The 13,807-nt window shown below is 41.3% G+C and carries 10 protein-coding genes; 4 read left to right on the forward strand and 6 right to left on the reverse strand.

Annotation, left to right across the window (positions count from 1 at the left end; genetic code table 11):
- Nucleotides 1–91 precede the first annotated feature (91 nt).
- The 3 genes from AFM12_RS01955 (at nt 92) to AFM12_RS01965 (ending at nt 6,055) form a co-directional block, all read left to right on the forward strand.
- Nucleotides 92–3,076 (forward strand): glycosyltransferase family 117 protein, encoded by a 2,985-nt coding sequence (locus AFM12_RS01955; protein ID WP_055145058.1) that lies wholly within the window; start codon nt 92–94, stop codon nt 3,074–3,076.
- A gap of 140 nt (nt 3,077–3,216) precedes the next feature.
- Nucleotides 3,217–3,759 carry a hypothetical protein gene (locus AFM12_RS01960; protein ID WP_055143593.1) on the forward strand — a complete coding sequence of 181 codons (543 nt, stop codon included), beginning with the start codon at nt 3,217–3,219 and terminating at the stop codon, nt 3,757–3,759.
- A complete protein-coding gene (locus AFM12_RS01965; RefSeq protein ID WP_082391156.1) occupies nt 3,707–6,055 on the forward strand; it encodes a TonB-dependent receptor in 2,349 nt (782 codons plus the stop codon). Before AFM12_RS01960 ends, AFM12_RS01965 begins: the two co-directional genes overlap by 53 nt.
- 58 nt (nt 6,056–6,113) lie before the next feature.
- On the opposite strand, the gene katG is transcribed toward AFM12_RS01965, so the two are convergent.
- The 5 genes from katG to AFM12_RS01990 form a co-directional block, all read right to left on the reverse strand.
- On the reverse strand, nt 6,114–8,291 hold the full coding sequence (katG, locus tag AFM12_RS01970) for a catalase/peroxidase HPI (RefSeq protein ID WP_055143595.1): 2,178 nt from the start codon (nt 8,289–8,291) through the stop codon (nt 6,114–6,116).
- Between the two features lie 296 nt (nt 8,292–8,587).
- Nucleotides 8,588–8,836, reverse strand: coding sequence for a hypothetical protein (locus AFM12_RS01975; RefSeq protein ID WP_216598491.1), 249 nt, complete (start codon nt 8,834–8,836; stop codon nt 8,588–8,590).
- Nucleotides 8,837–9,008: 172 nt separating this feature from the next.
- Nucleotides 9,009–10,169: a molecular chaperone DnaJ gene (dnaJ, locus tag AFM12_RS01980; RefSeq protein WP_055143597.1), complete on the reverse strand. Its 1,161-nt coding sequence runs from the start codon at nt 10,167–10,169 to the stop codon at nt 9,009–9,011.
- A gap of 53 nt (nt 10,170–10,222) precedes the next feature.
- On the reverse strand, nt 10,223–10,762 hold the full coding sequence (locus AFM12_RS01985) for a nucleotide exchange factor GrpE (RefSeq protein WP_055143598.1): 540 nt from the start codon (nt 10,760–10,762) through the stop codon (nt 10,223–10,225).
- Nucleotides 10,763–10,966: 204 nt separating this feature from the next.
- Entirely contained in the window at nt 10,967–11,356 is a 390-nt protein-coding gene (locus tag AFM12_RS01990; RefSeq protein WP_055143599.1) for a hypothetical protein, read from the reverse strand.
- A gap of 151 nt (nt 11,357–11,507) precedes the next feature.
- Here AFM12_RS01990 and queG point away from each other — a divergent pair, with 151 nt between their 5' ends.
- The gene (gene queG / locus AFM12_RS01995; protein ID WP_055143600.1) at nt 11,508–12,440 is read left to right on the forward strand and encodes a tRNA epoxyqueuosine(34) reductase QueG; all 933 of its coding nucleotides are present in this window, start codon (nt 11,508–11,510) and stop codon (nt 12,438–12,440) included.
- On the opposite strand, the gene AFM12_RS02000 is transcribed toward queG, so the two are convergent.
- Nucleotides 12,437–13,807, reverse strand: coding sequence for a sensor histidine kinase (locus AFM12_RS02000; RefSeq protein ID WP_055143601.1), 1,371 nt, complete (start codon nt 13,805–13,807; stop codon nt 12,437–12,439). The two genes, queG and AFM12_RS02000, sit on opposite strands and share 4 nt — an antisense overlap.

Consider the following 13,807-nt stretch of genomic DNA (forward strand, 5'->3'; position numbering starts at 1 on the left):
GACATGAAAAGCCTTTGGACTGAATTTTGTTACTTTGACCGAAATATCCCTAAAATCAATTATAAACTATTATCCAATCATTCTAATTCATATGGATTTTAAGAAGTTAAACACAATAGGCGGGTGGGTTGCTTTCCTGATAGCCTTGGTAACTTATACAATGACTGTGGAACCCACGGCGAGTTTTTGGGACTGTGGCGAGTTCATTGCCTGTGCTTATAAACTACAGGTTCCACACCCGGCTGGTGCTCCTTTTTTCCTATTACTTGGTCGGCTAGCCTCGCTTTTTGCGGGCGGAAACGTTGAGAATGTCGCCTTGATGATCAATATGCTCTCGGTTCTTGCCAGTGCATTTACTATCTTATTTATGTTCTGGTCCATCTCATTACTGGCCAGAAAAATAGTGGGCAAAAAAGCTTCTGAACTAAATGGCTCAGAAATAATAATGGTTATGGGAGCCAGTATGGTGGGTTCTTTGGTATATACCTGGTCAGACTCTTTCTGGTTTTCAGCAGTTGAAGCTGAGGTTTATGCCATGTCGTCCTTTTTTACGGCAATAGTAATATGGGCCGTATTGAAATGGGAGTTGATTGAAGATGAGGCTGCAGCTAATAAATGGCTCATTTTTGTGGCTTACCTTGTTGGTCTGTCTATTGGTGTTCACCTTTTGAACCTTGTTACTATCCCGGCCTTAGGCCTTTGGATTTATTATAAGAAATCTAAGAAAGTAAGCTGGGCAGGTGGTATATCCGCTTTTGTTATTGGACTGATAATCCTTGGTGTAGTCATGGTTGGTGTAATCACCGGCATTCCATCTTTCAGTTTTGCCTTTGATAAGTTTTTTGTGAATACCCTCGGTATGCCTTTTGGGTCGGGTATGATATTCTTCATTTTGGCTCTTATTGCAGCCTTGGTGTATGGAATAATTCGTACGGCTAAAACAGGGAAGGTATGGGTGAATACGGCCTTACTTTCATTTGCCTTTATTCTTGTAGGCTATTCTACTTATACCGTTGCGTTAATTCGTTCAAACTACAATCCTCCGATTAATGAGAATGACCCAAGCGATGTTCTAGGGTTTACTTATTATCTTAAAAGAGAACAATACGGTAGCCGACCGCTGATGTACGGGCCTGTTTTCTCTTCAAGACTTACCGCGATAGACCGTGGTGCCCCAAGCTATAAGATGGGAGAGGAGAATTATGAGATTTACGACTATACTCCGGAATATACCTGGGCCAATGAAATGCTTCTGCCACGTGTGTGGTCACAAGATCCAAATCACGTACGACTTTACAGAAGTAAACTGGGCTTGAATGAAACTCAGGTGCCGAAAATGGGAGATAATTTAAGGTTTATGTTCAGTCATCAGCTGGGCCATATGTACTGGAGGTACTTCCTTTGGAATTTCTGGGGCCGGGCAAGTGATATTGAGGGCTCGTCAGCTACAGATATTTTTGAATCCAATGCGGAATTGCCTGATTCAATACAGAATAACAGGGGAAGAACTAATTTCTACGCTCTGCCAATTATCCTTGGAATCATTGGTTTGCTTTATCAGTATTTCAAGAGAGACCGTGACTTTATTGTTATGGGTTTACTCTTCCTGTTAACGGGTATGGGTCTGGTGGTTTATCTGAATTCTCCTCCGGTAGAACCGAGAGAGCGTGATTATATCTATGTAGGTTCTTTCTACATTTTTGCCATGTGGGCGGGTCTAGGTGTGATGGGACTTGCTGACTGGGCCATGAAATTCCTCAAAGCCGGAAGCACAAAGTCAGTTTTAGCTTCAGTTGTTGGCCTTTTGGTACCGGTTCAAATGGTGACCCAAACGTGGGCCGGCCATGATCGTTCTGATCGTGTTCATCAGGTTGACTTTGCGAAGAACCTTTTAAATTCAGTAGCACCAAACGCTATTCTTTTCACAGGTGGTGATAATGACACTTTCCCTTTATGGTACGCTCAGGAAGTGGAGGGGATAAGAACCGATGTTAGGGTGTGTAACCTCAGCCTTTTGGGTACCGACTGGTACATAGATCAAATGAAGCGTAAGACGTATGAGTCTGAAGCTCTGCCTATCTCTTTTACCAAAGATATGGTATTAAAAGGCGTTAATGATCAAATCCCATTTGTAGAGAACCCGAATGAGCAGGTGAAAGCCGGTATCAATCTGAAGCAATATCTGGGTCTGGTGAGAAATAATGAAAGAGCTATTCAAATGGCTGTTTCTTCCGGTGAAATGATCAATACGCTGCCGTCTTCTAATCTTTTTCTCGAGTATGATCCTGAGGCGGTTAAGGCTGCCGGGTTTGTGCCGGAAGAGTATGAAGCTGGTCTTAGCGGCATTATGCGTTGGTCAATCGGAGAACGTGACCTATTGAAAAATGATTTGATGGTTCTTGACATCATCGCTCAAAATAACTGGGAGCGTCCGATTTATTTTGGAGGTACTCTTGCTCCAAGTGCCTATCTCAACCTAAAAGATCATATGCAGCTTGAAGGTTATGCCTACAGACTGACTCCTGTGAAAATCCAGGGTGCCCGAGACGGTGTAGTGAATACTGAAGTGATGTATAATAAGGTGATGAATGAGTTTGCCTGGAGAAACCTTGATAATCCTAATGTTTACTACGACTCAGAGACATACCTTAAAGTACCGATCATCACAGCCAGGTATGCCTTCCTTCGTCTTGCAGATCAATTGGTCAGAGAAGGCGATAGTGACAGAGCCGAGCAAGTGCTTGATCGCTGTCTTGAAGTTATGCCAAATGAAGCTGTTCCGTATGATCAACTGGCGGCTAACTTTACCACTTTTTATTATGCTATTGACAAACCAGAGAAGGCAAAAGCTATTTCAGATGTTATTGCCAAACGTGCAGATCAGGAGTTAACTTATTTTATCAATAAGAGTAAATCAGGTAATATTAGTGAGTGGGGGGCAGATAATGTTCAGCAGTTTATCCAATCGAACCTGCGTGATCTTAATATGATAGTGAACATCACGGAACGGGATGATCAGGCTTTGGCGAATGAGTACAGGGCTATTTATGATAAACACTCAGCAGCTATTCAATAAAGCTTAAAGAATTTGAGTAAGAATACCCGATCATTTTGATTGGGTATTTTTTTGTCAAAAAATGCATTTGCAACATTGTTGCATTTGAATTTCATTTTTATATTTGCAACAGTGTTGCATTAATAATCATAAACCGAAATATGAAAAAACTATTTTTTATTACACTTGCTGCTTTCGCATTTACTGCCTGTGAGAAAGACGATCCTATCATTCCAAATGAAGAAGAACTTATTACTACATTGATCTATACGCTGACCCCGGATGGAGGTGGTAATCCGGTTGAGCTCAAATTTCAGGATCTTGACGGAGATGGCGGAAATGTACCGGTAATTAGCGGAGGAACTTTGACATCGAACACAACATACAGCGGTTCATTAAAACTATTAAATGAAATTGAATCTGAAGATATCACTCTGGAGGTTGAAGAAGAAGGTGATGAACACCAGTTTTTCTTTTCTGTTTCCGGTTTAAATGCCAATGTGGATTATGCAGATACTGATGCCAACGGAAAGCCTGTAGGTATTAATACAACTTTAACTACCGGAGCAACTTCAAATGGACAATTAACGATAACTTTGAGACATGAACCAGCCAAAGACGCAAGTGGTGTAGCTAACGGAGACATTACAAATGCGGGAGGCGAAACAGATATTGAGGTTACTTTTGATGTCGCTATTCAATAAAATCAGCTTACTGCTCTTACTTATTCCTTTTGCAGGTTTAAGTCAAAATAACTGTAATATAAGTCTTCATGGGCAAGCACTAGATGAGGTAACGGGTAAACCGTTACCTTTTGCTTCTATATACCTTGAAGATATTCAAAAAGGTACTTCTGCTGATGCTGATGGGTATTTTGCCTTTGATGGCTTGTGTCCTGATACCACACACATCCGTATCTCACATGTGAGCTGTGAGCCACTGAGACAGTACCTGATCATCCAAAAAGACACAATTCTTAATCTTTACTTGCATCACCACGAAGAGCTAATGGATGAAGTGCTCGTTCATGGCCGCCATTCTGATCAAACTATTGAGAATAGCGGTACTATTGATAAAGACTTAATTAGTCAGAGGAGTAATCAGGATCTTTCGAAGGTTATTGAGGAAATTACAGGAGTCAGCACTTTAAATACGGGTTCAGGTATTTCAAAACCCATAATTCATGGTTTATATGGTAACAGAATTGCCTTGCTAAACAATGGCGTGGCTCAGGCTGGTCAGCAATGGGGGAATGATCATGCCCCGGAGATTGATGTGTTTTCTGCTGATCATATTTCAGTAGTGAAAGGGGTTGGTGCTTTGGCTCTTCCGGGGTCATCATTAGGCGGTGTGGTTTTGATAGAGCCGGGAGCTACTTCTGAAGACCCTCACCTTCATGGAAGTACTAATCATGTTTATCAAACTAACGGCAGAGGGTTTACGGTCAATCTGGAGCTGGAACAGGGAGGTTTAGAAAAGGCCATAAGGTTTAATGGAACGCTAAAAAAAGGAGGAGATTTACATACGCCCGATTATTTCCTCAATAACACAGGAAAAGAGGAATCAAATGCTTCTTTATTTTATGAGTTTGGTAAATCAAAAGCCTGGCAAAAGAAGCTTTATGCAAGTACCTTCAATTCTACAATTGGTATTTTACGTGGAGCACATATCGGTAACCTCACAGACCTTCTCCTTAGTTTTGAAAGAGAAACCCCGTTTTTCACAGAGGAGGTTTTTTCATATGAAATCGAGGCTCCGAGGCAAAGAGTACATCATCATTTAGCTAAACTGGAGGCTGAAAACGCCTGGGCTGGAAATCAAAAAGTGTCATTGACTTATGCCGCTCAGCTGAATCAAAGAGAGGAGTTTGACGTGAGGAGAAGCGGACGCAGCGACACACCGGCTCTCAGTTTGATCCAGTTTAATCAACAGGCCAGTGCTCTTTATGAACGCAACTTCTCAAAAGGATTACTTCTCAGAACAGGCCTGAACGGTGCTTATACGGATAATACGAATCAACCGGAAACAGGGATTTTACCTCTGATTCCTGACTTTAACCGTTTTGATGAAGAGGCCTTTCTGATTATTCAAAATGAGAAAGCCAAACTATTGACAGAAATAGGAGGGAGGTTGAGTTTAAATCAGCTTCATGTGGTAACGATTTCAAGAGACTTACCCAGAAGAATTGAACGCTTTAATCATCAATTTTCTAATGTAAACCTTGCTGGTGGTCTGGCTTACAGCCCTTCAAGGGTTCTTAAACTATCTGTAAACGGCGGATATGTTGAAAGAGCTCCTGCAGTGAACGAGTTGTATAGTTTTGGATTACATCAGGGTGTAAGTAGCCTTGAAGTTGGCAACCAAAATCTGGAGAAAGAGAAATCTCTTAAAACAACCACTTCACTCGATATCAATTGGAATGATAAGCTCTTTTTACAGTTGCTGGGGTATGCTCAAAGTATCCGTAATTATATTTATTTGAAACCTGCACCAGAACCGGAATTGACAATTCGGGGAGCTTTTCCATTGTTTAACTATGATCAAGCTGATGCTTTTTTTAGGGGTTTTGATGCTTTATTATCCCTTGAGCCAGTAGAGTCAGTGCGATTGGTTTCAAAACTCTCTTTACTGAAAGGGACAGACCAATCGAATGGAATACCTTTGGTTTTTATGGCTCCAAATAACTTGTCCAATGAGATATCGCTTTCTTTGCCGGATGGTCAAAGATTGAAAAACAGCCGTATCTCGGGTAGGTTAAAGTCTGTTTTTGAGCAAAAAAACTACATTGAAGGTCTGGATTTTGTAAATCCGCCCCCCACTTATCATCTTTTTGAAATGGAGTTTCACACGGCTTTGAGCACAGAGAAAAATGCATTTCATTTTTCGATAAGGGGAGAGAATCTATTGGATGTTAGCTATCGTGATTACCTGAACAGACAACGCTATTTTGCCGATGAATTGGGTAGAAATTTGACCTTCAGGGTTCAATGGGAATTTTGATCAAAAAAAAGCCCGGCAATCATATGATTCCGGGCTTTTCATTAAGTGTATTACTAATTTATTTCAGATCAAAGCGATCATTATTCATCACTTTAACCCAGGCAGCAACGAAATCTTTAACGAACTTCTCTTTGCTGTCGCTTTGAGCATAAACTTCTGAGTACGATCTCAAAATCGAGTTTGAACCGAAAACAAGGTCAATTCTTGTTGCAGACCATTTGAATTCATCAGTTTTACGATCACGAATTTCGTACAAACCATTATTTACTGGCTTCCAACTATTTCGCATATCTGTCAAATTGACAAAGAAATCATTGGTCAGTGCTCCTACATTGTCAGTTAACACACCGTGTCTGGAGCCACCGTAATTTGCACCCATGGCTCTCATTCCTCCCAATAATACGGTCATTTCAGGAGCTGTTAGACCCATTAACTGAGCACGATCCAGCATCAGTTCTTCCGGAGTCACGATATAATCTTTTTTCAACCAGTTTCTGAAACCGTCAGCGATTGGCTCCAGTGGAGCAAATGAGTCTGCGTCTGTCATTTCATCCGTGGCATCTCCACGACCAGGAGCAAACGGAACTTCAATATCAAAGCCTGCTTTTTTCGCAGCCTGTTCTACACCAATATTACCAGTCAAAACGATAACGTCAGCCACGCTAATTCCGAATTCAGCAGCTATTGGCTCCAAAACACCTAAGACCTTGGCGAGTTTTTCCGGTTCGTTTCCTTCCCAGTCTTTCTGAGGGGCCAGGCGTATTCTGGCACCATTAGCTCCACCACGCATATCAGAACCACGATACGTACGTGCACTGTCCCAAGCCGTCGAAACCATTTCTGCAACACTCAAGCCTGAAGCAGTGATTTTCGCTTTAACTGCTGCTACATCATAATCTTTTTTACCGGCAGGCACAGGATCTTGCCAAACCAAATCTTCCGCCGGAACATCAGGCCCAAAGTATCTGTCTTTCGGTCCCATGTCACGGTGAGTCAATTTAAACCAGGCACGGGCAAAGGTATCTGAGAAGTAAGCATGGTCATTTCTGAACTTCTCCATGTACTCACGATAGATAGGATCCACTTTCATAGCCATGTCAGCGTCTGTCATCATCGGATAAGTTTTGATGCTTGGGTCTTCCACATCAACAGGCATGTCTTCTTCTTTGATATCAACAGGCATCCATTGCTGAGCTCCCGCCGGACTTTTTCTGATTTCCCATTCGTGATCAAGAAGCATGCTGAAATAGCCACCATCCCATTGGGTTGGATTGGTCGTCCAGGCTCCTTCAAGTCCACTTGTTACGGCATAACGTCCTTTTCCTGATTTGGTCGGATTAGCCCAACCAAGACCTTGCTGGTCTACATCTGCTCCTTCCGGGTCAGCACCCAGTAAGCTGGCATCACCATTACCATGAGTTTTTCCTACAGTATGCCCCCCTGCGGTCAAGGCTGCAGTTTCCTCATCATTCATAGCCATTCTTTTGAATGTTTCTCTTACCTGATCAGCCGTTTTTTGAGGATTTGGCTTTCCGTTTACTCCTTCCGGGTTTACATAGATAAGGCCCATTTGAACTGCGGCCAACGGATTCTCCATGGTGTCTGGCTGGTCCACATTTTCATAACGGCCATCACTTGGGGCTAACCACTCTTTCTCTGCACCCCAATAAGTGTCTTTCTCAGGATGCCAGATATCTTTTCTACCAAAAGCAAAACCAAATGTCTTCAGTCCCATGCTTTCATAGGCAATAGTTCCTGCCAGAATAATGAGGTCAGCCCAGCTTACTTTATTACCATATTTCTGTTTGATTGGCCATAATAGTCGTTTCGCCTTATCCAAGCTCACATTATCCGGCCATGAGTTTAATGGGGCAAAACGCAGGTTTCCGGTTCCGCCGCCACCACGCCCATCAGCGATACGATATGAACCTGCAGAGTGCCATGCCATTCTGATCATCAAGCCACCATAATGGCCCCAGTCTGCTGGCCACCAGTCCTGACTATCGGTCATCAAGGCATGCATGTCTTTTTTCAGGGCTTCTACGTCAAGCTTTTTTAATTCTTCGGCGTAATCAAAATCTTCGCCAAGGGGGTTGGTTTTGGTGTCGTGCTGGCTCAAGATGTCAAGATTGAGAGATTTTGGCCACCAATCCATTACATTTTTACCGGTTTCCGTCATGCTGCCATGCATTACCGGACATTTTGCGGAGCTATCTCCATTAGCTAATTCCTTCATGATTTTTCCTTTTCAAAGGGTTTATTGTGAATACTCAATTTTCGAACTGGTTGTCTTATTTGAAGACCCACAAAGATACCTACCAGATAGGTTATCAATCAAATTGATTGTTCTTATATAAATATAGACATAAACTATAATGTATACTTCTACTCTTTACGTATCTCGTTTGTAGTTCAGTACTTAAGTTAAGCATCAATTTTGAAGCTTTCAATCTTTCAAAAGAAATCTTGACCGAACCTGATAGAGATCAAATTTTGTAATTTAGAATAAGGGCAATGGTTAGTTGCCACCTCTTATTTTGGAGGCAGATTCATTACATACTGATAACTCTCCTGAAGCAGTTGAGCTGCCGTATCAATATCTTCCAAAAGCTTCACCGGAATTATGATATAACCTCTCATTATCGCACCATAAGATTTGAAGACTGCCGTGCTAAGCTCCTCTAAGTATTTCTCTTTGACCTCTTCGGAAAAACGGAAACCAATTTCACCAGCCTTGTTTAATTGAGAAAACATGTGGCCATTGGCTGAGGTGTAAGGCATTGTTTTACCCTTGAGTTTAATTTCTGGGCATTTGTCAATGATTTGGCGATAAAGCTTTAGATTCCTCTCATACATACCACAATTTAAGAAAAAGGAGGAAAAGTATGGGTTACGAAAAAGTAAAGGCTACCCAATGGGCAGCCTTTTATGTGTTTTAAAAAAAATGTCGGTTCTATTGGAAGAAGTCTTTCATTTTATCAAAAATTGATTTGTTGTTAGCTCCTTTCTTTGGTTCAAAGTTTGGAGACTCTCTCAAATCTTCGAGAATTTTCTTTTCCTCTGAGCTTACCGATGTAGGGGTGAAAATGTTGATGTGCACCAACTGATCTCCGGTACCATATCCGTTAAGGTTTGGCAAACCTTTTCCTCTTAAACGAAGGACTTCTCCGGCTTGTGTGCCGTTTTTCACCTTGATTTTAACTTTACCGTCAACAGTAGGAACTTCAACTTCACTACCTAAAACGGCATCTACGAAGTTTAATGGTAAATCAAAAAGGATATTATTTCCATCCCTCTTCAGGTCAGGGTGTTCTTCTTCTTCTATTACAATCAATAAATCACCCGGTACGCCTCCTCTTACAGGTACGTTACCTTTACCGCTCATACTCAGCTGCATACCTTCAGCCACACCAGCCGGGATTTTAATTTGGATTTGATCCTCGGTTAACTGACGGCCCTCACCGAAACAGGCTTCACATCGTTCAGTGACCGTTTTCCCTTCTCCATTACAGGTAGGACAGGTGCTGGTAGAAACCATCTGACCCAGCATGGTTTGCTGAACGCGTCTGACCTGCCCCTGGCCGTTACAAGTTCCACAGGTATTTAAAGAGGTGCCATTTTTGGCCCCGTTTCCACCACAGGTATTACAAGAAGTATATCGTTTTACTTTGATTTTTTTCTCGAGGCCTTTTGCTACATCAGAAAGACTCATTTTGAGCTTGATTCTGAGGTCAGAGCCTTTTCTAACTCCTCTTCTTCCGCCTCCACCACCACGGCTGCCTCCAAAGAAACTACTGAATGGACTATCATCGCCGAAAATATCACCAAACTGGCTGAAGATATCATCCATTGTGAAACCTCCCTGGCCCCCGAAACCACCTGCACCACCCATGCCGGCGTGGCCATACTGATCGTATCTGGCCTTTTTCTGAGGATCAGAAAGTACAGAATATGCTTCCGCTATTTCTTTGAATTTTTTCTCAGCTTCGGCATCACCCGGGTTTTTATCCGGGTGATATTTTATGGCGAGCTTTCGGTAAGCTTTTTTCAGTTCTTCAGCAGAGGCTCCTTTTGATACACCAAGAACCTCATAATAATCTCTTTTTTGTGACATAATGTGTCTTTAAATCCTGTTTGGCTTACTGCCGGTAATTTTTTTGTTCGTGATTAGCTTCCGACCACAACTTTGGCGTATCTCACCACTTTGTCATTCAGGTAGTAACCATTTTCCACGACGTCAATTACTTTCCCTTTTTGTTCCTCACCGCCATCAAACTGTGTAATACATTCGTGAACTTCGGCATCAAAATCAGTGCCTTTTGAGTCCATAGGCCTCAGACCTTTGTTTTCTAAAGTTCTTTTGAGTTTACCATAAACCAACTCAACTCCTTCTTTGATTGCTTCAATATCTTTTGCATTCTCAAAGGACTGCTGAGCTCGTTCAAAATCATCCAGAACAGGAAGAAGTTCTTTGATCAGGCCTTCAGAGGCATTCATGACAATATCAACTTTTTCCTTGGCTGTGCGACGTCTGAAATTTTCAAACTCAGAGTAAAGACGAATAAATTTATCTTTTTGTTCTGCTAGTTCTACTGATAGCTTTTCCTCTTCTGAAAGCTCTTCATCCGTGGTTTCAGTTTCTTCCGTTGTCAGCTTTTCTTCTGCCAATTCTTCCTTAATTTCTTCTGTGTTGTTCTTTTTTGACATGTTTTTCACGTTTAATGAAGCAGTAATGAAGAATCAAGAATTAAACCAGTGGCTTCAAGGCTGTCAATATGTCAGAATTGCTTTTCGATCGAGTCTCTCGCTGCCACTTTTTTGTCACGAAAGTTAAGTCCTGTAAGTGTGTCTTAAAAAAGAAAAAGCCTGTCTTCCATCGGAAGGCAGGCTTATAATATAGCAACAGTTAACTTAGAAAGTCTTTCTGGCAAACTCCTGAAATTCGGATTTCAGTTCTTCAAAAAGTGGAGCAAAGATTTCCATTCTCTCACGGAGCGTTTTATCGTCATCCATTTTTCGGTGTTCTATGGCTACCGGGTTACTGATAACCTCTTTTTCAAGTTCATCTTCATTCACATTAATGAAGTGATTCAATCTGTCAATTTCATCTTTCTGAATGATAAATTGGTTTTGAAATTTCTCCACCATCACTTTGAGATCGTGTGAGGTATTTTTGGCACTTATATCAGCCAGTTGTTTTGTGTAAATCCGTAATTCATCGTCATAGAAAGCAAGCTTCTTTTTCCATTCAACATGATCTTTATGAAGTTCCGGGATATAATCCTGTGTTAAATCTTTCATTGTCCTTTTGTTTTGTTGATAACAAAGTTTTTCAAAATATACTCTTACACTTATGACCGAAATCAGAGTATGTACTGCCCTTAATCAAACGCACTCCGACTTTTCTCAACTTTTTACCCATTATTGGCTAAATGATTTCTAGTTTCGCTCAATGAGCAGGGCTTCGCAATACAGTAAATTGATAAAGGCAAAAGCCAAAGAGCTTGGATTTGATTTCTGTGGTATTTCAAAGGCTGATTTCCTGGAAGAGCAGGCTCCAAGACTCGAGGATTGGCTGAAGAGAAATTATCATGGAGAAATGGCCTGGATGGCCAATCACTTTGATAAGCGTTTAGATCCAACCAAGCTGGTGCCAGGGGCAAAATCAGTGATCTCTGTGATGCTCAATTATTATCCTTCAAAGCGATTGCCAGAGGGCGGGGAGGATTTTAAAATCTCAAAATACGCATACGGAACTGATTATCATTTTGTCGTAAAAGATAAACTAAAACAGCTTTTTACGTTTATTCACAAGGAAATAGGTGCGGTAGAGGGTCGGATTTTTACGGATTCAGCTCCTGTCATGGATAAAGTTTGGGCAGAAAAGAGTGGCCTTGGATGGATAGGTAAGCATAGTAATTTGCTGAACAGGCAAAGCGGTAGTTTTTTCTTTTTAGGAGAAATTATTTGTGATCTGGAGCTGGAACCTGACGGGCCGGTAAAAGACTACTGCGGTACATGCACTGCTTGTTTGGATGCTTGTCCCACAGACGCCATTACAGGGCCTTATGTGGTGGATGGTAGCAAATGCATATCTTATTACACCATTGAGCTTAAAGATGCCATTCCTGAAGAGGCTAAAGGCAAAATGGAAAACTGGATTTTTGGTTGTGACATTTGTCAGGATGTTTGCCCATGGAATCGTTTTTCAAAACCACATCAGATAGAGGAGTTTGAGCTAAAGGACGGTTTAGTCGAAATGTCTAAAAAAGACTGGGAGGAAATTACAGAAGAAGTCTTTAAAGAGCTTTTCAAAAAGTCTCCAATCAAAAGGACGAAGCTGCAGGGTTTAAAAAGGAATATTGAATTTGTTAAGAAAGCCTAAACATGAGGTAGTACCACTATAAACATGCTGCCTTTGCCCACTTCACTTTTAACAGAAATTTTACCATCAAGCATTTTGACGATTCGGTGACAGATAGAAAGGCCAATACCGGAACCTTTGTACTGGGTGGCGTTTTTGGTACGGTAGAAAGGTTGAAAAACATTTTCAATTTCATCATGTGGAATACCAATGCCTGTATCACTTACAGATACGATACAATTGTCTTTATTCGCCTTAATTCGCACGTCAGCCCGGTGATTGTCTGAATATTTGCAGGCATTATCAATAAGATTACCAAAAACGGTTTGAATTAAGGTTTGCTTAGCGAAAACGGTAACCCAGTTGATGTCCTCCGGAATATCCTCGTAGTCAATATTCACTTGAAACTTGGGCTGACTGTGCATAGTGTCTTCCTGAATCTTGAAAAGAATTTCATCAATTCTAACGTTTTCGGTCAGTACATCCTCTTTATTATTTTCAGATTTGGCCAATTGTAGTAGACCATTGGTTAGTTGTATAAGTCTTTGATTATCAGATAAAAGTGATTTTAAGACATTTTTATATTCTTCAGGAGTACGCTCCTTTTGCAGGGCAACCTGTATCTCACTTTTCACAGCAGCCAGGGGGGTTCTCAACTCATGAGAAGCGTTAGAAACAAAGCTTTTCTGAAGTTCAAAAGACTGATCGAGCCTCGAGAGCATTTTGTTAAAATTAACTGCAAGAGTGGCTAGCTCATCTTTATTATTCCCTGTATCCAGCTTTCTACGGAGGTCGCTGGCCGTGATTCTGGAAATTTCTTCATTCATCTCAGAGATGGGTTTAAGGGATGAACCTGCAAAGAAGAAACCTGACAAAATGGTCAAAAGCACTGCTCCAAGATATCCGACTATCATGGTGTCTTTAATGTTTTCAAGCTTTTGTTTTCCATACACATCTTCTGCCTGAGCGAGTACCACGAAGTTCTGACTGAGAGTATCCTGATACATAGTACCAACCACTTCTTTATCGCTAAAAGCAGTTTCTACATAGCGATTTTCACGTATTCGATTGAGGAGTTCAGGGCTATAGTAAACGGTGTCAGCCTCATAATTATAGTAAGCTACCTGATTGGAATCATTAAAAACCAGTACCTGAGCCGGATAGAGCGTCGTTAGTGTATTTCTGTCAATAACTTTAAGGAGCTGACGGTCAATTTGTGGCTCTTTTATCAGTAATCGTGCCGTAGTTAATGCTCTGTCTCTAAGGCTATTGTAAAACTCTTTTTGACGGTAGTTTGCAGAAAGTAAGTAAATAGCAATTGAAAAAAGGGCCAGAATGAGGGCCACAATTAGCGTAAACTGAATAGCTATTTTAGTTCTGATTTGCAT

The organism is Jiulongibacter sediminis (assembly GCF_001306455.1).
GTDB classification, from domain to species: domain Bacteria; phylum Bacteroidota; class Bacteroidia; order Cytophagales; family Spirosomataceae; genus Jiulongibacter; species Jiulongibacter sediminis.

Excerpts from the sequence above, each read along its gene's own strand:
- AFM12_RS01955 (WP_055145058.1), top strand. The coding sequence starts at position 92 with ATGGATTTTAAGAAGTTAAACACAATAGGCGGGTGGGTTGCTTTCCTG.
- AFM12_RS01960 (WP_055143593.1), top strand. The coding sequence starts at position 3,217 with ATGAAAAAACTATTTTTTATTACACTTGCTGCTTTCGCATTTACTGCC.
- AFM12_RS01965 (WP_082391156.1), top strand. The coding sequence starts at position 3,707 with ATGCGGGAGGCGAAACAGATATTGAGGTTACTTTTGATGTCGCTATTC.
- katG (WP_055143595.1), bottom strand. The coding sequence starts at position 8,291 with ATGAAGGAATTAGCTAATGGAGATAGCTCCGCAAAATGTCCGGTAATG.
- AFM12_RS01975 (WP_216598491.1), bottom strand. The coding sequence starts at position 8,836 with ATGCCTTACACCTCAGCCAATGGCCACATGTTTTCTCAATTAAACAAG.
- dnaJ (WP_055143597.1), bottom strand. The coding sequence starts at position 10,169 with ATGTCACAAAAAAGAGATTATTATGAGGTTCTTGGTGTATCAAAAGGA.
- AFM12_RS01985 (WP_055143598.1), bottom strand. The coding sequence starts at position 10,762 with ATGTCAAAAAAGAACAACACAGAAGAAATTAAGGAAGAATTGGCAGAA.
- AFM12_RS01990 (WP_055143599.1), bottom strand. The coding sequence starts at position 11,356 with ATGAAAGATTTAACACAGGATTATATCCCGGAACTTCATAAAGATCAT.
- queG (WP_055143600.1), top strand. The coding sequence starts at position 11,508 with ATGAGCAGGGCTTCGCAATACAGTAAATTGATAAAGGCAAAAGCCAAA.
- AFM12_RS02000 (WP_055143601.1), bottom strand. The coding sequence starts at position 13,807 with ATGCAAATCAGAACTAAAATAGCTATTCAGTTTACGCTAATTGTGGCC.